This window comes from Streptacidiphilus jeojiensis (assembly GCF_042510965.1).
Classification (GTDB): Bacteria; Actinomycetota; Actinomycetes; order Streptomycetales; family Streptomycetaceae; genus Streptacidiphilus; species Streptacidiphilus jeojiensis.
The window spans coordinates 143,956-162,025 of record NZ_JBEUKS010000020.1; the positions used below are offsets into that span (position 1 = coordinate 143,956).

The following is an 18,070-nucleotide window of genomic DNA, read 5'->3' on the forward strand; positions in this document are numbered from 1 at the left end:
ATCCCGGGCGGCGGTCAGACCATGGTGTCCAGGATCTCCCTGACCATCGCCATGGTGGTGCCGGGGTGCAGGAAGGCGAACCGGGAGACCACCTCGCCCTCCCACCCGGTCGGGGTGACGAAGCCCACCTGGTCCGCCAGCAGCTTCTCGGACCAGGCGTAGTAGTCCTCGGCCTGCCAGCCCAGGCGCCGGTAGACCAGGCAGGAGAGCTCGGGCTCGCGGACCACCTCCAGCTGCGGGTACTCGGCGCGGATCAGCGCGGCGGTGTCCCTGGCCAGGCCGATCCCGGTCTCGATCGCCTCGGTGTAGGCGTCGGTGCCGTGCACCGCGAGCGAGAACCAGAGCGGCAGGCCGCGGGCCCTGCGGGTGAGGTGGTAGGCGTAGTCGGTGGGGTTCCACTCCTGCTCGTGGTCGCCGGTGTGCAGCACGTCCAGGTAGGAGGCGTCCTGGGTGTGCACCGCCTTGGCCAGCCTCGGGTCCCGGTAGACCAGCGCCGCGCAGTCGAACGGCGCGAACAGCCACTTGTGCGGGTCCACCACGAAGGAGTCGGCGTGCTCGATGCCGTCGTACTTGGCCCGGACCGACGGGGCGAAGAGCCCTGCCCCGCCGTAGGCGCCGTCGACGTGGAACCAGAGCCCGTACTCCCGGGCCACCTCGGCCAGCCCGGCCAGGTCGTCGACGATGCCGGCGTTGGTGGTGCCGGCCGTGCCGACCACCCCGATCACCGACGCCGGGTCGCCGTCGGTGGCCAGCGCCGCGCGCAGCTCCGTACCGGTCAGCCGGTGGCCCTCGGTCGGCACCACCAGCTTCTCCACGCCGATGATGTTGAGCGTGTTGGTGACCGAGGAGTGGGTCTGGTCGCTCACCGCGATCCGCAGCCGAGCTCCGACGCCCACCCCCAGCCGGTGCCTGGCCGTGTCCCTGGCCACCACCAGGGCCGACAGGTTCCCGGCCGAACCGCCGGAGACGAAGCAGCCGCCGGCCGACTCGGGCAGCCCGGCCCGGTCCGAGATCAGCCGCAGCACCTGGTTCTCGGCGGCGATGGCGCCGGCCGCCTCCAGCCAGGAGATGCCCTGCAGCGAGGCGCAGGAGACCACCATGTCGAAGAGCAGCGCGGCCTTGGTGGGCGCACAGGGGATGAAGGACAGGTAACGGGGGCTGTCGGCCGAGATCACGGCGCGCGACAGCTCGTGGTCGTAGAGCTTCAGCACATCGGCAGGATCGTTTCCGCCGGGGCTCAGCAGCCCGTCCAGCACGGCTCCGAGCCGCTCGCCGTCGCCCGGGTGGTCCAGCGGCACCGGGTCGTACTGCAGCCGCTCCCGCATGTAGTCGAAGACCAGGTCGACCGTCCTGGCGTCGTACCGGTGCATGCGCTGGGTCACGGGAGGGTCCTCTCACGGCGGGCTCAGGTCGTGATCAACCCTAGGCAGCGGCAACCCCACCCGGCATGTCGGAACCCACCGCCCCACGCAGCATTCCTGCGCGTGCCAGCCCCACCGCGACGGTTTCCGAACAGGTGCGGCACGTGCACGGCTGGTCGCGCACGGAGGGTCAGCCGATCAACCGGCTGAGCACCACCTGGCTACGGCTCCGCTGCACCCCGCGCTCCCTGCGGATCCGCTCGATCACCGCCTCCAGGTGCCCCGTGTCCGCCGCGCGGAGGTGCACCAGCGCGTCGGCGTCGCCGGTGACCGTCCAGGCGGCGACCACCTCGGGGAACTGCCGCAGCGCGGCCAGGATCTCCTCGGGCGAGGTCCGCTCCCGGCAGTAGACCTCGACGAAGGCCTCGGTACGCCATTCCAGCGAGCCCGGGTCCAGCACCACGGTGAAGCCGCGGACCACCCCGCGCTCCCGGAGCCGGTCCACCCGCCTTTTGACGGCCGTCGCGGACAGGTTGACCAGCAGTCCGATCTCCGCGTAGCTGGCCCGCCCGTCCCGGCCCAGCACTTCCAGGACCTTGCGGTCGGTCTCGTCCAGACGGGCGGCGGCGGAGTTCAGCGGTGCGGGCACGCGTACAGGATTAGCACACCGGCCACCGGACTCAACCCGGCTGACCGGCCCCGTCCTCGCGCAGGTGCAGCACCAGGCCGACCGCGGTGGCGACGGCGCAGAGCAGCCCGGCCGTCAGCACGGCCGCGCCGCCGCCGACGAGGGTGGCGACGAGCACCGCCAGCGCCGTGACCGGCAGCAGCAGCATCTGGACCGCACCGTGCTTGTTGTGCCGGGCGTGGATCGCCCACACCGTGAACAGGAAGAGTGCGGTCGGCCCGGTCACCACCGCCGCGGCCCCGGTGTCCGACAGGTGCGCCTCACCCACGGCGTGCTCAACGGCGGCCTCCAGCCCGGCCCCGATGCCGGCCGCGCTGAGGAAGACGAAGTAGTGGCCGTAGCCCCAGACGAACGCCTGCCGGTTGGATCGCAGGTAGTCGTGGATCGGCCGGGCGAAGTAGATCCACCAGGCCGAGAAGCAGACCAGCAGGCCGCCGGCGGCGATCGGCAGCACCTTCCCGAGGTCGCCGTGCCCATTCACCCCGGACTGGACCGCGACGGTGGCCGCCGAGACCGTCTCCCCCAGCACGATCAGGGTGAACAGGCCGTAGCGCTCGGAGACGTGCTCAGGGTGCCAGGTGGTCGCGTACCGGCGCTCGGCGAACAGCGGGACCAGCATCTCCAGCAGCACCACCGGCAGCAGCACCCAGACCTGCACCCGGTGCGGGAGCAGCACGGCGACCACCCAGAGGCACTGGCACAGTGCGATGCCGCCGGCGTAGCGCAGTCCCATCACCCGTTCGGGTCCGTCGGACGCCGAGGCCACCCGCAGCCACTGGGTGATCATCACCGTCCGCATCACCACGTAGCCGAGCACCGCGACCGCGATCCGGCCCTCGAACATCCGCGGCACCCCGGCCGCGAAGATCAGCGCGCCGGTGATCTGGACGAAGGTCGCCAGCCGGTAGGGGACGTCGTCGGTGTCGTAGGCCGAGGCGAACCAGGTGAAGTTCATCCAGGCCCACCAGACCCCGAAGAACACGAACAGGTAGTGCGGCAGCGCGTTCCAGCCGTGCCCCGCCGCGAAGGCGTGGGCCAGCTGCGAGCCGCCCTGGGCCACCGCGACCACGAAGCAGAGGTCGAAGAAGAGCTCCAACGGGGTGGACGCCCGGTGCTTCTCGGTGCGCTCCCTGCGCACCATCCGCCGCACCCCCGCACCGACGCCGATCGACCTGAGGCTCACCTACGCGTACCCTTCCCGTGGCTCTCCGACCGCCCCCACCTGCGACCCTCCCACAGAGCGGTGTACGTCACACTCCCACAGCGCCCGTCGTCACGGTGGCGCAAGCGGGTTATGATAGATAGCGTCAGATAGACGAAAAGGGTGGGGCGCCGCTGCCCCTCCCCCACAGGAGGGCAGTCCGCCCATGACCACCAACGGTGCACGCCCCGGAACACTGGCACAGGAGCCGGCGCCCACCCCGCTGGCCCTGCTGCTGCTCGGCCGCGAGGCCGACGCCGCCAGCGAGCGCGGCGTCGACTGCCCCGGCGACCTCCCCGCCGCCTCCGACCCGGACCTGGTCGCCCGCGCCCGCGCCGCCAAGGCCGCCCTCGGCGACCGGGTGTTCATCCTGGGCCACCACTACCAGCGCGACGAGGTCATCGAGTTCGCCGACGTCACCGGCGACTCCTTCAAGCTGGCCCGCGACGCCGCCAACAAGCCCGAGGCCGAGTACATCGTCTTCTGCGGCGTGCACTTCATGGCCGAGAGCGCGGACATCCTGACCAGCGCCGCCCAGCAGGTCATCCTCCCCGACCTGGCGGCCGGCTGCTCGATGGCCGACATGGCCACCGCCGAGCAGGTCGCCGAGTGCTGGGACGTGCTCACCGACGCCGGGATCGCCGACACCGTCGTCCCGGTCGCCTACATGAACTCCTCCGCCGACATCAAGGCCTTCACCGGCCGGCACGGCGGCACCATCTGCACCTCCTCCAACGCCCAGCGGGCCCTGGAGTGGGCCTTCGAGCAGGGGACCAAGGTGCTGTTCCTGCCGGACCAGCACCTGGGCCGCAACACCGCCGTGCGCGACCTGGGCCTCAGCCCCGACGACTGCGTCGTCTACAACCCGCACAAGCCGGGCGGCGGGCTGACCCCCGAGCAGCTGCGGGCGGCCAAGATGATCCTGTGGCGCGGCCACTGCTCGGTCCACGGCCGCTTCTCGCTGGACTCGGTGAACGAGGTCCGCGAGCGCGTCCCCGGGGTCACCGTGCTGGTCCACCCGGAGTGCAAGCACGAGGTGGTCGAGGCCGCCGACCTGGTGGGCTCGACCGAGTACATCATCCGGGCGCTGGACGCCGCCGAGCCCGGCAGCAAGTGGGCCATCGGCACCGAGCTCAACCTGGTCCGCCGGCTGGCCAAGGCGCACCCGGACAAGGAGATCGTGTTCCTGGACCGCACGGTCTGCTTCTGCTCCACCATGAACCGGATCGACCTGCCGCACCTGGTCTGGACCCTGGAGTCGCTGGTGGAGGGCCGGGTCCCCAATGTGATCACGGTCGACCCGGAGACCGAGAAGCACGCCAAGGCGGCGCTGGACCAGATGCTGGCCCTGCCGTAACGGCTGCTGAAGCCGCGTCAGCAAGCAGGAGGGGCACCCCGGTCGGGGTGCCCCTCCTGCGTCCGCCGTCACTATCCGGGGATGAGCCCGTCGTCGTGCAGCAGTGCCTTGACCTCGTCCACCGTGGCGTCCTCGAACGGCAGGGTGGCGTCCGAGGGGACCAGCACGTCGTCCGCGACCGGCGTGCCGCCGGCCCGGACGGCAGCGAGCAGGGCGGCCAGGCTGACCTTGAAGTCGGCCCGGTCAGCCGTGTCGAGAGCGGCCAGCACGGCGTTGTCCAGCTCGTTGAGCCGGTCCACCAGGCTGTCCGGGACCTCGAACTGGCCCTCCCCCATGATCCTGACGATCATGAGACTCTCCCTTACTTGTCGAACCGGGGCTGGTCCTGCGGCGTGGTCGGCTGCTGACCCTGCTCGATCGCAGGAGTCGGCTCCGCACTGCCGCCGGACAGCTCGGCCTTCATCCTGGCGAGCTCCAGCTCGACGTCCGAACCGCTGGACATCCGCTCCAGCTCGGCGGTGATGTCGTCCTTGCGCATCCCGGTCGGGTCGTCGAGCGCGCCCGAGGCGAGCAGCTCGTCGATCGCGCCGGCCCGCGCCTGCATCTGCGCCGTCTTGTCCTCGGCCCGCTGGATCGCCAGGCCGACGTCGCCCATCTCCTCCGAGATCCCGGAGAAGGACTCGGCGATACGGGTCTGCGCCTGCGCGGCCGTGTAGGTGGCCTTGATGGTCTCCTTCTTGGTCCGGAAGGCGTCGACCTTGGACTGCAGCCGCTGGGAGGCGAGCGTGAGCTTCTCCTCCTCGCCCTGCAGGGCCTGGTACTGCGTCTCCAGGTCGGCGACCTGCTGCTGGATCCCGGAACGGCGGGTCAGCGCCTCACGGGCCAGGTCCTCGCGGCCGAGCGAGAGCGCCTTGCGGCCCTGCTCCTCCAGCGTCGAGGACTGCTTCTGGAGCTGCTGGAGCTGGAGCTCCAGGCGCTTGCGGGACGTCGCCACATCGGCCACTCCACGACGCACCTTCTGCAGCAGTTCGAGCTGTTTCTGGTACGAGTAGTCGAGTGTCTCCCGTGGGTCCTCCGCACGGTCCAAGGCCTTGTTGGCCTTGGCGCGGAAGATCATCGACATCCGCCTCATAATTCCGTCGCTCATGGGCCTCGCGCGCCCCCTTCTCCGGCCTGCCGGTTCTCGTACCCAAGACTACGGGGCGCGGGGCGTTCACCGCAGCGCACCGGCCTGCAACAAGAGTGCTACAGCAACACCGCAGCGGCGTCATCCGTGCGAGGGATACCTCCAGGTGTCGCCTCGACCACAGGCAGGAGCAGGGCCCCGGAGGCGGCACCGGGGCGGCCGAGGCAGCCGGTTGCCCACCAGGGCTAGGGATTACACCTGCTGACCACGTACTCTTGCCGTGTGTTCCGACGAAGCTCCCAGGATGCCCCCGCCGACGCCGTCACGCTCGAGAAGCCTGACTCCGCCGACCGCCCCGCCGCGCAAGCGCCCAAGGGCCGCCCCACGCCCAAGCGCAGTGAGGCCGAGGCCAACCGCCGCGGTCGCGCGTACGTGCCCAAGGACCGCAAGGAGGCCGCCAAGGACGCCCGCAGCCGCGACCGCTCCGCCCGCGAGCGGCAGCGCGCCGCGCTGCTGAACGGCGACGAGTCGGCGCTGCCGCCCCGCGACAAGGGCCCGGTGCGGCGCTTCGCCCGCGACTACGTGGACTCCCGGATGACGGCGGCCGAGTGGTTCCTGCCGTTCGCCGTGATCATCCTGCTGCTCAGTGTGATGCGCAGCCCCGCGCTGACCGCGATCTCACTGGTGCTCTGGGTCGTGATCATCGCGCTGATCGTGGTGCACTCCTTCATCCTGTCCTTCGGCCTGCGCAAGCAGCTGGCCCAGCGCTTCCCGGACAAGAACACCAAGGGCGCGGTGGCGTACGCGCTGATGCGCACCCTGCAGATGCGCCGGCTGCGCCTGCCCAAGCCCCAGGTCAAGCGAGGGCAGAAGCCCTGATCGAGGCCTATGCCCACCGGGGTCGGCTGCCGGAGCAGCGCCAGGCGGGATTCGACGGCGGCGCCGACGCCTGGCTGGCGGGTCTGTCGGGGCTGCGGAACATCGTGCGTCAGGAACTGGTCGCCAGGCAGCTGGCCGAGCAGATCACCGAGCACTTCTTCCACGGCAACGGCGCCGCCGAGGCCCGTCCGCTGCGGGTGCTGGACGTCGGCTGCGGTCAGGCCACCCAGGTGGTCCGGCTGGCCCGGGCCGGGCACCTGGTCACCGGACTCGACCCGGACCCGGTGACGCTGGGGGCGGCCCAGGGCGCCATCGGCGCCGAGCCCCAGCAGGTGCAGCAGCGGATCAGCCTGCTGACCGGCGAGGGCGGCGACTGCGGTCGCTGGTTCGGCCCCGGCACCTTCGACGTGGTGCTCTGCCACGGGGTGCTGATGTACATGCCCGAGGCGGAGCCGATGCTGGCCTCGCTGGCCCGGGTGCTCGCCCCTGGCGGCATGCTCTCGGTGGTGGTCCGCAACGGCGACGCGCTGGCCATGCGCCCCGGCTGCGCCGGGGACTGGGGCGGGGCGATCGAGGCCTTCGGCACCGACCGCTACACCAACCGGCTGGGCCTGCCCACCCGCGCCGACCGTCTTGAGCCGCTGACCCGGACCCTGTCCGAGATCGTGGTCCCGCTGCGCCGCTGGTACGGGGTGCGGGTGTTCACCGACCAGACGCCCGACCACGTCGGCCCGCCGGTGGACGGGCGGCAGCTGGCGCAGCTGCTGGACGCCGAGGAGCGGGCCGGTCGCACCGACCCCTACCGCGCCGTGGCCGCGTTGCTCCATCTGGTGGGCACCCGCCCCGGTTGATCACCGGGGGTAGGGTCTGCCGCATGGAGTTTCGTCATCTGGGCCGCAGCGGCCTGATCATCAGTGAGATCGCCTACGGCAACTGGCTCACCCACGGTTCCCAGGTGGAGGAGGACGCGGCCGTCGCCTGCGTCCGGGCCGCCCTGGACACCGGGATCACCACCTTCGACACCGCCGACGTCTACGCCGGGACCCGGGCCGAGGCCGTCCTCGGCCGGGCGCTCAAGGGCGAGCGGCGCGAGGGTCTGGAGATCCTCACCAAGGTCTACTGGCCGACCGGTCCGGGCCGCAACGACCGGGGCCTGGGCCGCAAGCACATCATGGAGTCGATCAACGGCTCGCTCCGCCGGCTGCAGACCGACTACGTCGACCTCTACCAGGCCCACCGCTACGACACCAGCACTCCGCTGGAGGAGACCATGACGGCCTTCGCCGACGTGGTGCACTCGGGCAAGGCCCACTACATCGGCGTGTCCGAGTGGACCGCTGAGCAGATCCGCGCGGCGCACGCGCTGGCCCAGGAGCTGCGGATCCCGCTGGTCTCCAACCAGCCGCAGTACTCCGCGCTCTGGCGGGTCATCGAGGCCGAGGTGGTCCCGACCTGCGCCGAGCTGGGCCTGGGTCAGATCGTCTTCTCCCCCATCGCCCAGGGCGTGCTGACCGGCAAGTACCTGCCCGGGCAGCCGGTCCCGGACGGTTCGCGGGCCACCGACGAGAACGGCTCCCAGTTCGTCGCCCGCTACCTCAGGGACGAGGTGCTGGAGCGGGTGCAGCAGCTCCGCCCGCTGGCGGACGAGGCCGGGCTCTCGCTCGCCCAGCTGTCGGTCGCCTGGGTGCTGCAGAACCCCGACGTCTCCGCGGCGATCATCGGCGCCTCCCGCCCCGAGCAGGTCACCGAGAACGTCAGGGCGGCCGGGGTGAAGCTGGACTCCGAGCTGCTCAAGAGGATGGACGCGGTGCTGGCCCCGGTCGCCGAGTTCGACCCGGCCAGGACCGCGGAGAACGCGCCCAAGTCCCGTCCGTAGCCCGCACCGTACGTACCGGCCGTACTTCTCAACGGTCGCGCCCGCAGCCTATGGTGTCCTCGCCGAAAGGTACTGGTCCACGAGGCGGGGGACATGCGGGTTGATCCAGGTGGCAGTGACGGGTTCTCGGTGGACCCGGCCGACCTGTCCGGTGTGGCCGGACAGGTCGGCCGGGCCTACGACGACTACGACACGGTGATCGTCTACTTCTGCGGTTCGGGTGACACCCCGTCAGGCGACCAGCTGGGGCAGGACGGTGTCCCGGCCGCCTGGTCCGCGTTCGAGAGCGCCTGGGGCGGCGAGCTGAGCACCACCAGCCTGGCCCTGGCCGAGCTGACCCGGAAGCTCCAGGCCACCTCGGACAACTACCGGACCAACGAGGCCGCGGTGGCCGGGGCGATCGCCGGCGTGGGCGGTGGGCTGCGATGAGTTCGCTGTCCGACCTGCAGGACGCGCTGCAGCAGATCCAGCGGTCGACACCGATGGTCGGACGCTTCATGTTCGACTCGCTCCCCGGGGCCATCGGCCAGGCCCTGGCGGTCCCCGGGCCGCCGGGGTCGCCCTCCGCCGTCGACGCCCAGGCCGAGGACTACCGCAAGGCCGGGGCGCAGGCCGCCGTGGTGGAGGCGGACCTGACCCACGTCAGCAGCTCCGCGCTGCCCCGGGCGTGGACCGGCCCGGTCGCCGAGACCGCCGCGCAGGCGGTGGCCTCGGTCGCGGCCGAGGTCGCCACCACCGTCACCGTGCTCGGCCAGGCCGCCGCGGCGATGGCGCAGTGGAGCGCGGAGCTGTCCGCCGCGCAGACCCTGGACCGTTCCGGCACGGCCGAACTGACGGCCGCTCAGCAGCAGCCGATGTCGCAGTTCGACGCGGCCAAGCAGGCCGCGGTGCCGATGGACATCGGCGGGGACGTCAAGCAGCCCGACGGCTCGACCAAGTGGGAGGGCCACCAGGTCATGATCATCGGAGCCAGCGGCGACCAGCTGGAGGTCTACAACCCCTGGGGCTCCACCTCCTGGATCTCGACCTCGGACTACGTCAACGGGAACGTCGGCTCGATCACCGGCACCACCATGAACACCCCCTTCCACGTGGAGATCCCGAAACAGTGAACGAGCAGGACCGACCCCGGAACGTTCGCTACGACGCGGATCTGATGGACCTGGACGTCCCGGCCGGCATCACCCGCGGCCTCGCCGCCGGCGGTGCGGCGCAGCGGGCGCTGTTCGACCAGACCGCCGTCGCCGCCTCGCACCGGGCCGAGGAGATCGGCGTGGACCCGCTGGGGCTGGCCTTCCTGGCCCGCTACGTCCGCGCCGCCGGGGTGAGCAGCGCCGCCGCGCTGCCCGAGCCCCTGGTCGGCCCGGCCGGAACGGCGCTGGCCCGGCAGTGGCTGGCGGCGGCGGAGCCGGTCAGCGGAGACGTCACCACCGACGACCTCTTCGCCCGCTGGCTGACCACGGTGTCCATGCTGCTCGCGGCCCGGCTGCGGCTGTACCGGGGCGGGGCCCGGTGACCCGGCGCAGGACGGTGCTGTGGAGCGTGGTCGGCGTACTGCTGCTGGCCGGTGCCGGGGCGGTCACCGCCGTGGCTCTGCACGGCTCGGGGCCCTCCCTGCCCGCCACCGTGCTCGACATGCCGGCGTTCCCGGCGCCCGGTGCCACCGCGCCCATCGCGTTCCCCGCCGTCGAGGTCGCGCTGCGACCGGGGCAGAGCTTCGGGGTCCGCTACACCGTGCCGGACTACCCGGAGCGGTGGAGCCCCGGGACCGCCGAGGACGCCGCCGTGGTGCAGCAGGGGGACTCGATCACGGTGCGGACCCCGCCCAAGGGCACTGTCGGCGGCTCGTCCACCTACGTGCAGGTCTACCGGGCGGTCGAACCCGGGACCACGCACATCGTCTGGAACCTGGCCTGCGGCACGCAGGTCTCCGCCTGCCGCTACACCGAGACCTTCGACGTCACCGTGTCCGCCTGAGCCCGGGCGGGCCGGTGGCGGACACGGTGACGCGGGGAGTGCGAGGTCAGGACGGGTGCAGGCTCATCGGGCCGTAGATCTTCTCGCCGTCCTCCAACAGCACCGCCTGGTCGATCCCCTCGGCGAGCAGGTCCTTGTAGCTCTCGCCGATCCACGACTCGGCGTCGCCCTGGGTGGGGAACTCCTCGGTGCCGTTGGCCGAGGCCGTCACCGAACCGTCGGCCTTCTCGAAACGCCACGTCCACACCATGCTGGGGCTCCTTCCGCCGGGACATCTCGTTCCTGCGCAGGTTACCCAGTACCTCAGGCCGCGTAAGCCAGTGCGGTGTCTCCGTCGCCGGGTTCGGCGTCCTCGGGTTCTGCATCCGGTGCGACCTGGACCGCGACGGTGACCCGGGAGCTGCGGCCGCGCTCGTCGGTGAAGCGGTAGCCGAACGAGTCGCTGCCGGTGAAGCCGGGGACCGAGGTGTAGGTGGCGGTCCCCTCGTCGCTGATGACGGCCCGCCCGTGCAGCGGGGCGGAGGTCGGTGCCACCAGCGCCCGCTCGGTCGGCAGGCTGCCGGTGTAGAGGTCGATCACGGTCGGCACCCCCGACACCGCGTCGGCGCGGTCCCGGGCCGGCGAAGCGATCCTGCGGACGTTCATGCTGGTCCCCTTCCGACGGGTGCTCCGGAACACCAACATGGCAGCTGGTCGACAGAGCGCCAAATCGGGTGTTTACGCTGGTCACACCTGGAGTCCAGAGCAAGGGGCGGGTTTGTGCGGATCTACGCGGAACGTAAGCAGGACGGCCGCCGGCGGATCGGGATCGAGTTCGGTCCGGCCGCCGCAGCCCCCCGGCGCACCCTGGTCCTCGGCGGCGCGCGTTCCGGGAAGTCGGTCACCGCCGAGCGGATGCTGAGCGACCGTCAGGACGTGCTCTACGTCGCCACCGGGGGCCTCAGGGACGGGGACGCCGAGTGGGCCCAGCGGGTGGCGCTGCACCGGGAGCGGCGCCCCGCCTCCTGGCGGACCGCCGAGACCTGCGACCTGGAACCGCTGCTGGCGGTGCGTCAGAGCGCGCCGCTGCTGGTGGACTGCCTGTCGCTGTGGCTGACCGCCGCCATGGACGACTGCGGCGCCTGGGACGACGCGGTCTGGGCGGCCGGCGGCGAGGCCGAACTGCGGTCCCGCACCGCCGGGCTGGTCGCCGCCTGGCGCTCCTCACCGCGCCGGGTGGTCGCGGTCAGCAACGAGGTCGGCAGCGGGGTGGTGCCCGCGACCGCGTCCGGGCGGCGCTTCCGGGACGAGCTGGGACGGCTGAACGCCGCGGTCGCCGCGGCCTCCGATGAGGTCCTGCTGGTCGTCGCCGGTAGGACCCTACGACTGGGCCCTGCGTCCTGACCCACCGGAACGGTAACGTTCCGCCGGTGAGTACCTTCGACCTCGACGAGTTCTCCGCGCTGGTGGCGCGCCCCGACGACGAGTACCGGCAGGCGGCCGAGGAGCGCTACGGCGCGCTCGGCCTACCGCGCCGCTCGCTGGGAACCCTGCAGGAGCTGGGCGGCTGGCTGGCCGCCGTACAGGCCACCTGCCCGCCGGCCCCCGTGCGCCGGGCCAAGGCGGTGCTGTTCGCCGCCGACCACGGGGTGGCCGCGCTGGGCGTCTCGGCACTGCCGGCTGGCAGCACCGCCCGCCGGGTGCGGGCGGTGCTGGACGGCACCGCGCCGGTCAGCCTGCTGGCCGAGCAGTACGGCGCCCAGGTGCGGGTGGTGGACATGGCCGTGGACGCCGACCCGGAGGAGTTCCCGGCCGAGGTGGTCCGGCACCGGGTCCGCCGCGGTTCCGGGCGGATCGACATCGAGGACGCGCTGACCCGGGAGCAGGCCGAGGCCGCGTTCCGGGCCGGGATGGCCGTCGCCGACGAGGAGGCCGACGCGGGCACCGACCTGGTGCTGCTGGGCGACATCGGCGTCGGCTCCACCACGGTGGCCTCGGTCCTGGTCGGCGCGCTGTGCGGGACCGACGCCGCCGCGGTGACCGGGCGCGGCTCCGGCATCGACGACCGGGTCTGGATGGTGAAGTGCGCGGCGATCCGCGACGCGCTGCGCCGGGCCCGTCCGGTCCTGGGCGACCAGTTGGACCTGCTGGCGGCGACCGGCGGCGCGGACTTCGCCGCGATGACCGGCTTCCTGCTGCAGTCGGCGCTGCGGCGCACCCCGGTGGTGCTGGACGGCGTGGTGTCCGCGGCCTGCGCGCTGGTGGCGCAGCGGATCGCGTTCCGCGCGCCCGAGTGGTGGCGGGCCGGGCAGGCCACCGGGGAGCCGGCCCAGACCAAGGCCTACGAGCGGATGAGCGTCGAACCCATGCTGGAGCAGCGGGTCGCCCTCGGCGAGGGCCTCGGCGCGCTGATGGCGCTGCCGGTGCTGCAGGCCGCCTCGGTGCTGCTGGCGGAACTCCCGCTGGCGCCGGTGGAGGCGGCCGAGGCGGCGGATTCGGCGGCTGCGGCGGAGCCGACGGATGCGGCCCAGGAGACCGGTGCGACCGAGGAGACCGCTCCGGCCGAGCCGGCGGACCAGGACGAGGCCGCGGTGTGACCGACGGCCTGCGCTTCGCCTTCGGCACCCTCTCGGTGCTGCCGGTGCGGGTGGACCGGTGGGACCGGCCGACGGCCGGGCGGGCCATGCTGTGGGCGCCGCTGGTCGGCGTGGTGCTGGGCGGGCTGGCCGCGCTGCTCGGCGGCGGGCTGCGACTGCTGGACGGCGGCCCGCTGCTGGGCGCCGTCGCCTGCGTGGCCGCGCTCGCGGCCCTCACCCGGGGCCTGCACCTGGACGGCCTCGCCGACGTCGCCGACGGCCTCGGCAGCAACAAGCCCGCCGCCGACGCGCTGCGGATCATGAAGGCCTCCGACATCGGCCCCTTCGGGGTGGTGGTGCTGGTACTGGCCCTGTTCACCCAGGTGGCGGCACTCGCCCAGGCGTTCGGCGGGTCCGCCCGACTGGGGGCGTTCGGGGTGGTGCTGGCCGCCGCGACCGGTCGGGCGAGCCTGCTCAGGGGCTGTCTGGACGGCACCCCCTCGGCCCGCCCGGACGGCCTGGGCGCGACCGTCGCCGGCACCGTGCTCCCCCGATCCGCGCTGGTCACAGGGGTGCTCCTGGTGGCGGCGGCGGCCGGCGGCGGCTGGGCGGCGGGCGGCGCGGGGACGGCCGGGCTGCGCCTGGCGGTGGGCGCGCTGCTCGCCCTGGCCTGCGGTCTCGGCTGCGCCGCGCTGCTCCTTGCGCACTGCGTCCGCCGCTTCGGCGGCATCACCGGTGACGTCCTGGGTGCCATGGTGGAGACGGCGACCACCGCCGCGCTGGTGGTGTGGTGCCTGTTCGCCGCAGCCTGACGCGGCGACACCGGGCCGAACCGCACGGAGCCGGTCTGAGATGCTGTCACCACAAGCCGGGGTGACGGACCTCGGCATGAGGGGCACAACATTCCACCATGCGGACTACCATGCTGGACAGGCCGCTCGCGGTCTGGACAACCAGCAACCCTCACCCTCGCCCTCCTCAGCACTCCTGACGCATGGACCGCGTGCCGAGGACCGCATACAGAACAGGACGCATTACGTGACTTCAGTGTCTCTGAGCACCTCCGCGGCCAACGCGCTGCGCGCGGACGCCGTCGTCGTGGCCGTGGCCAAGGGTCCCAAGGGCCTCGTGCTGGCCCCGGGCGCCGAGACGGTCGACGAGGCGTTCGACGGCAAGCTGGCCGACGTTCTCGGCACCCTGGGCGCCACCGGCGCCGAGGGTGAGGCCGTGAAGCTCCCCGCCCCCGCCGGCGTCAAGGCTCCGCTGGTCCTGGCCGTGGGCCTGGGCGAGGCCGCCGAGGACGGCGGTTTTGACGCCGAGGCGCTGCGCCGCGCCGCGGGCACCGCCGCCCGCACCCTGCACGGCTCCAAGAAGGCCGCCTTCGCGCTGCCGTCCGGCGACGCGGCCTCGGTCGAAGCCGTTGCCCTGGGAGCGCTCCTCGGTGCCTACGCCTTCACCGCCTTCCGCGGCGACGAGGCCAAGGCCGCCGGCAAGGCGCCGCTCGGCGAGATCTCCCTGGTCGGCGGCAAGCGCGACAAGGCGGCCAAGGCCGCCGTCGAGCGCGCCACCGTGCTCGCCGAGGAGATGAACCGCACCCGTGACCTGATCAACACCCCGCCGAACGACCTGTTCCCCAAGTCCTTCGCCGACATCGTCACCGCCGCCGGCAAGGAGCACGGCCTCAAGGTCGAGGTCCTGGACGAGAAGGCGCTCGCCAAGGGCGGCTTCGGCGGCATCCTCGGCGTCGGCGTCGGCTCGGCCCGTCCGCCGCGCCTGGTCAAGGTCGCCTACACGCACCCCAAGGCCAAGCAGACCCTCGCCTTCGTCGGCAAGGGCATCACCTACGACTCGGGCGGCATCTCGCTCAAGCCGGCCGGCCACAACGAGACCATGAAGTGCGACATGTCCGGCGCCGCCGCCGTGTTCGCCGCCGTGGTCTCCGCCGCCCGCCTGGGCCTGCAGGTCAATGTCACCGGCTGGCTGGCGCTGGCCGAGAACATGCCCTCGGGCTCGGCGACCCGCCCGGGCGACGTGCTGAAGATGTACGGCGGCAAGACCGTCGAGGTCCTCAACACCGACGCCGAGGGCCGCCTGGTGCTCGCCGACGCCATCGTCCGCGCGGGCGAGGAGAAGCCGGACGCGATCGTCGACGTGGCGACCCTGACCGGCGCCATGATGATGGCGCTGGGCAGCCGCACCTTCGGCATCATGGCCAATCAGGACGGCTTCCGGGACAAGGTGTTCGCCGCCGCGACCGCCGCCGGCGAGCAGTCCTGGCCGATGCCGCTGCCGGCCGAGCTGCGCAAGGGCATGGACTCGCCGACCGCCGACATCGCCAACATGGGCGAGCGGATGGGCGGCGGGCTGGTGGCCGGCCTGTTCCTGCAGGAGTTCGTCACCGAGGGCACCCCCTGGGCGCACCTCGACATCGCGGGCCCCGCGTACCACGAGGGCGCCGCGTACGGCTACATCCCCAAGGGCGGCACCGGCTCCGCGGTGCGCACCCTGGTGCAGCTCGCCGAGGAGACCGCCGCCGGCGACCTGTAGTTCCACCAGCACGCCGTGACGCCGGAGCGTCCAGTTCCGTTGACCCAGTGTCGACAGGATCTGGACGCTCCGGCGTTCGCCATGAGCGCAACCACACACTTGTTTGTGGCGTGGCGGGACCTTTGGCCCCCCGCCCGCGTCCACAGGGCAGCCCCGGACATCAAGCACTGGAAACAAGTGCGAAGATGTATTTCCGGCACGACTGGTCTCCCCACAAGGGAGAACCGCTCCCCGGCCGGCGACCGACCGGGACGATCCGCACCCTTTGCATGGAGGACGTGACGTGGCGAACGACGCCAGCACCGTTTTCGACGTAGTCATTCTCGGAGGCGGAAGCGGCGGATACGCCGCGGCGCTGCGGGCGGCCCAGCTTGGACTCCAGGTCGCCCTCATCGAGAAGAACAAGCTCGGTGGCACCTGCCTCCACCAGGGCTGCATCCCCACCAAGGCGCTGCTGCACGCCGGCGAGGTCGCCGACCAGACCCGCGAGAGCGCGGGCTTCGGCGTCAAGGCCAGCTTCGAGGGCATCGACATCAACGGCGTCCACGCCTACAAGGACGGCGTCGTCAGCGGCCTCTACAAGGGCCTGCAGGGCCTGGTGGCCAGCCGCAAGATCACCTACGTGACCGGCGAGGGCCGCCTCTCCTCCCCCACCTCGGTGGACGTCAACGGCGAGCGCTACACCGGCCGCCACATCGTCCTGGCGACCGGCTCCGTGCCGAAGTCCCTGCCGGGGCTGGCCATCGACGGCAACCGGGTCATCTCCTCGGACCACGCGCTCACCCTGGACCGGGTCCCGCAGTCCGTGATCGTGCTCGGCGGCGGCGTCATCGGCGTCGAGTTCGCGTCGGTCTGGAAGTCCTTCGGCGCCGAGGTCACCATCATCGAGGCGCTGCCGCACCTGGCCCCGCTGGAGGACGAGAACTCCTCCAAGCTGCTGGAGCGCGCCTTCCGCAAGCGCGGCATCAAGTTCGAACTGGGCGCCCGCTTCGCCGGCGTCGAGTACACCGAGACCGGTGTCCGCGCCTCGCTGGAGAACGGCAAGCAGGTCGAGGCCGAGCTGATGCTCGTCGCCGTCGGCCGCGGCCCGGTCTCGCAGAACCTCGGCTACGAGGAGGCGGGCGTCGCGACCGACCGCGGCTACGTCCTCGTCGACGAGTACATGCGGACCAACGTCCCCACCATCTCCGCCGTCGGCGACCTGGTGCCGACCCTGCAGCTGGCGCACGTCGGCTTCGCCGAGGGCATCCTCGTCGCGGAGCGGCTGGCCGGCCTCAAGGTCGTCCCGATCGACTACGACGGTGTGCCGCGGGTGACCTACTGCAACCCCGAGGTCGCCTCCGTCGGCATCACCGAGGCCAAGGCCAAGGAGCTCTACGGCGACGACAAGGTGGTCACCGCCAAGTTCAACCTGGCCGGCAACGGCAAGAGCAAGATCCTCAAGACGGCCGGCGAGATCAAGCTGGTCCAGGTCAAGGACGGCGCCGTGGTCGGCGTCCACATGGTCGGCGAGCGGATGGGCGAGCAGGTCGGCGAGGCACAGCTGATCTACAACTGGGAGGCGCTGCCGTCCGAGGTCGCCCAGCTCATCCACGCGCACCCGACCCAGAACGAGGCTCTCGGCGAGGCACACCTGGCGCTCGCCGGGAAGCCCCTGCACAATCACGACTGACCTCCCCGGTTACGCCGCCATCCATCCGCACGCACCAAGTAGGAGTACCTGAACTCATGGCAGTCTCAGTAACACTGCCCGCTCTCGGCGAGAGCGTGACCGAGGGCACCGTCACCCGCTGGCTCAAGGCCGAGGGTGAGCGTGTCGAGGCCGACGAGCCGCTGCTCGAGGTCTCCACCGACAAGGTCGACACCGAGATCCCGGCGCCCGCGTCCGGCATCCTGGCCTCGATCAAGGTCGGCGAGGACGAGACCGTCGAGGTCGGCGCCGAGCTGGCGATCATCGACGACGGCACCGGCGCCCCGGCGCCCGCGCCCGCCCCCGCCGCCGTCGAGGCCCCCGCGGCTCCGGCTGCCCCGGCCCCGGTGGCTGCCGCTCCGGCGCCCGCCGCTGCTCCGGCCGCCCCCGCCGCCCCGTCCGCCGTCGCCGGCACCCCGGTCCTGCTCCCCGCGCTGGGCGAGAGCGTGACCGAGGGCACCGTCACCCGCTGGCTCAAGGCCGAGGGCGACACCGTCGAGGCCGACGAGCCGCTGCTGGAGGTCTCCACCGACAAGGTCGACACCGAGATCCCGGCCCCGGTGTCCGGCGTCCTGCTGAAGATCTCCGTCGGCGAGGACGAGACCGTCGAGGTCGGCGCCGAACTGGCCGTCATCGGTGCGCCCGGTGCCGCGGCCCCCGCCCCGGCTGCTCCGGCCGCCCCGGCCCCGGTCGCGGCTCCCGCGCCCGCCGCTCCGGTCGCTCCCCCGGCGCCCGTCGCCGCGCCCGCCCCGGTCGCCGCCCCGGCCCCGGTCGCTGCCGCGCCGGCCCCCGCCGCCCCGGCTCCGGCCCCGG

Annotated in this window: 20 protein-coding genes and 1 pseudogene; 14 read left to right on the plus strand and 7 right to left on the minus strand. The window is 72.4% G+C overall.

Annotated features, from left to right (window positions below):
- Window positions 1-14: 14 nt before the first annotated feature.
- The 3 genes from ABUW04_RS37510 to ABUW04_RS37520 all read right to left on the minus strand — a co-directional run bounded on the left by ABUW04_RS37510 (window position 15) and on the right by ABUW04_RS37520 (window position 3,232).
- On the minus strand, window positions 15-1,382 hold the full coding sequence (locus tag ABUW04_RS37510; RefSeq protein ID WP_380568788.1) for a pyridoxal phosphate-dependent decarboxylase family protein: 1,368 nt from the start codon (window positions 1,380-1,382) through the stop codon (window positions 15-17).
- 169 nt (window positions 1,383-1,551) lie between these two features.
- A complete protein-coding gene (locus ABUW04_RS37515) occupies window positions 1,552-2,010 on the minus strand; it encodes an Lrp/AsnC family transcriptional regulator (RefSeq protein ID WP_380568789.1) in 459 nt (152 codons plus the stop codon).
- A 31-nt stretch (window positions 2,011-2,041) separates the two neighbouring features.
- Window positions 2,042-3,232: a low temperature requirement protein A gene (locus ABUW04_RS37520; protein WP_380568790.1), complete on the minus strand. Its 1,191-nt coding sequence runs from the start codon at window positions 3,230-3,232 to the stop codon at window positions 2,042-2,044.
- 184 nt (window positions 3,233-3,416) lie between these two features.
- Between ABUW04_RS37520 and nadA the strand changes: the two genes are divergently transcribed.
- Entirely contained in the window at window positions 3,417-4,607 is a 1,191-nt protein-coding gene (nadA, locus tag ABUW04_RS37525) for a quinolinate synthase NadA (RefSeq protein ID WP_380568791.1), read from the plus strand.
- Between the two features lie 71 nt (window positions 4,608-4,678).
- On the opposite strand, the gene pspAA is transcribed toward nadA, so the two are convergent.
- A complete protein-coding gene (gene pspAA / locus ABUW04_RS37530) occupies window positions 4,679-4,957 on the minus strand; it encodes a PspA-associated protein PspAA (protein WP_380568792.1) in 279 nt (92 codons plus the stop codon).
- An 11-nt stretch (window positions 4,958-4,968) separates the two neighbouring features.
- Window positions 4,969-5,739: a PspA/IM30 family protein gene (locus ABUW04_RS37535; protein WP_030248544.1), complete on the minus strand. Its 771-nt coding sequence runs from the start codon at window positions 5,737-5,739 to the stop codon at window positions 4,969-4,971.
- Window positions 5,740-6,015: 276 nt separating this feature from the next.
- On the opposite strand from ABUW04_RS37535, the gene ABUW04_RS37540 reads away from it, so the two are divergent.
- The 7 genes from ABUW04_RS37540 (at window position 6,016) to ABUW04_RS37570 (ending at window position 10,465) form a co-directional block, all read left to right on the plus strand.
- Window positions 6,016-6,612: a DUF3043 domain-containing protein gene (locus tag ABUW04_RS37540; RefSeq protein WP_030248545.1), complete on the plus strand. Its 597-nt coding sequence runs from the start codon at window positions 6,016-6,018 to the stop codon at window positions 6,610-6,612.
- 101 nt (window positions 6,613-6,713) lie between these two features.
- Window positions 6,714-7,463: a class I SAM-dependent methyltransferase gene (locus tag ABUW04_RS37545; RefSeq protein WP_030248547.1), complete on the plus strand. Its 750-nt coding sequence runs from the start codon at window positions 6,714-6,716 to the stop codon at window positions 7,461-7,463.
- A 23-nt stretch (window positions 7,464-7,486) separates the two neighbouring features.
- On the plus strand, window positions 7,487-8,488 hold the full coding sequence (locus ABUW04_RS37550; protein ID WP_380568793.1) for an aldo/keto reductase family protein: 1,002 nt from the start codon (window positions 7,487-7,489) through the stop codon (window positions 8,486-8,488).
- 93 nt (window positions 8,489-8,581) lie between these two features.
- Complete coding sequence (locus ABUW04_RS37555) at window positions 8,582-8,917, plus strand: hypothetical protein (protein WP_380568795.1); 336 nt, start codon at window positions 8,582-8,584, stop codon at window positions 8,915-8,917.
- Window positions 8,914-9,600, plus strand: a complete 687-nt coding sequence (locus ABUW04_RS37560) for a hypothetical protein (RefSeq protein ID WP_380568796.1) — start codon at window positions 8,914-8,916, stop codon at window positions 9,598-9,600. Before ABUW04_RS37555 ends, ABUW04_RS37560 begins: the two co-directional genes overlap by 4 nt.
- Window positions 9,597-10,004, plus strand: a complete 408-nt coding sequence (locus ABUW04_RS37565; RefSeq protein ID WP_030248553.1) for a hypothetical protein — start codon at window positions 9,597-9,599, stop codon at window positions 10,002-10,004. The genes ABUW04_RS37560 and ABUW04_RS37565 overlap by 4 nt, the downstream gene beginning before the upstream one ends.
- Window positions 10,001-10,465, plus strand: coding sequence for a hypothetical protein (locus ABUW04_RS37570; RefSeq protein WP_380568798.1), 465 nt, complete (start codon window positions 10,001-10,003; stop codon window positions 10,463-10,465). Before ABUW04_RS37565 ends, ABUW04_RS37570 begins: the two co-directional genes overlap by 4 nt.
- 46 nt (window positions 10,466-10,511) lie before the next feature.
- On the opposite strand, the gene ABUW04_RS37575 is transcribed toward ABUW04_RS37570, so the two are convergent.
- Together ABUW04_RS37575 and ABUW04_RS37580 are read right to left on the minus strand one after the other, a co-directional pair.
- Window positions 10,512-10,715: a hypothetical protein gene (locus ABUW04_RS37575; protein WP_030248556.1), complete on the minus strand. Its 204-nt coding sequence runs from the start codon at window positions 10,713-10,715 to the stop codon at window positions 10,512-10,514.
- A 53-nt stretch (window positions 10,716-10,768) separates the two neighbouring features.
- Window positions 10,769-11,110, minus strand: coding sequence for an Ig-like domain-containing protein (locus ABUW04_RS37580; protein ID WP_380568799.1), 342 nt, complete (start codon window positions 11,108-11,110; stop codon window positions 10,769-10,771).
- Between the two features lie 189 nt (window positions 11,111-11,299).
- Between ABUW04_RS37580 and cobU the strand changes: the two are divergent.
- The 6 genes and pseudogenes from cobU to ABUW04_RS37610 all read left to right on the plus strand — a co-directional run.
- Window positions 11,300-11,848: pseudogene (gene cobU, locus ABUW04_RS37585) on the plus strand (bifunctional adenosylcobinamide kinase/adenosylcobinamide-phosphate guanylyltransferase); the annotation flags it as partial.
- 26 nt (window positions 11,849-11,874) lie between these two features.
- Complete coding sequence (gene cobT, locus ABUW04_RS37590) at window positions 11,875-13,041, plus strand: nicotinate-nucleotide--dimethylbenzimidazole phosphoribosyltransferase (protein ID WP_380568801.1); 1,167 nt, start codon at window positions 11,875-11,877, stop codon at window positions 13,039-13,041.
- The gene (locus tag ABUW04_RS37595; protein WP_380568802.1) at window positions 13,038-13,832 is read left to right on the plus strand and encodes an adenosylcobinamide-GDP ribazoletransferase; all 795 of its coding nucleotides are present in this window, start codon (window positions 13,038-13,040) and stop codon (window positions 13,830-13,832) included. The genes cobT and ABUW04_RS37595 overlap by 4 nt, the downstream gene beginning before the upstream one ends.
- A 226-nt stretch (window positions 13,833-14,058) precedes the next feature.
- The gene (locus tag ABUW04_RS37600; protein ID WP_380568803.1) at window positions 14,059-15,567 is read left to right on the plus strand and encodes a leucyl aminopeptidase; all 1,509 of its coding nucleotides are present in this window, start codon (window positions 14,059-14,061) and stop codon (window positions 15,565-15,567) included.
- Window positions 15,568-15,850: 283 nt separating this feature from the next.
- Entirely contained in the window at window positions 15,851-17,239 is a 1,389-nt protein-coding gene (lpdA, locus tag ABUW04_RS37605; protein ID WP_030248562.1) for a dihydrolipoyl dehydrogenase, read from the plus strand.
- A 56-nt stretch (window positions 17,240-17,295) separates the two neighbouring features.
- Window positions 17,296-18,070: biotin/lipoyl-containing protein (locus ABUW04_RS37610; protein ID WP_380568804.1), on the plus strand; the 775-nt coding region annotated here is incomplete at its 3' end.

Bases quoted from the DNA above. Each gene is read 5' to 3' on its own strand.
- nadA (WP_380568791.1), top strand. From the start codon at position 3,417: ATGACCACCAACGGTGCACGCCCCGGAACACTGGCACAGGAGCCGGCG.
- pspAA (WP_380568792.1), bottom strand. From the start codon at position 4,957: ATGATCGTCAGGATCATGGGGGAGGGCCAGTTCGAGGTCCCGGACAGC.
- ABUW04_RS37535 (WP_030248544.1), bottom strand. From the start codon at position 5,739: ATGAGGCGGATGTCGATGATCTTCCGCGCCAAGGCCAACAAGGCCTTG.
- ABUW04_RS37550 (WP_380568793.1), top strand. From the start codon at position 7,487: ATGGAGTTTCGTCATCTGGGCCGCAGCGGCCTGATCATCAGTGAGATC.
- ABUW04_RS37555 (WP_380568795.1), top strand. From the start codon at position 8,582: ATGCGGGTTGATCCAGGTGGCAGTGACGGGTTCTCGGTGGACCCGGCC.
- ABUW04_RS37560 (WP_380568796.1), top strand. From the start codon at position 8,914: ATGAGTTCGCTGTCCGACCTGCAGGACGCGCTGCAGCAGATCCAGCGG.
- ABUW04_RS37575 (WP_030248556.1), bottom strand. From the start codon at position 10,715: ATGGTGTGGACGTGGCGTTTCGAGAAGGCCGACGGTTCGGTGACGGCC.
- ABUW04_RS37580 (WP_380568799.1), bottom strand. From the start codon at position 11,110: ATGAACGTCCGCAGGATCGCTTCGCCGGCCCGGGACCGCGCCGACGCG.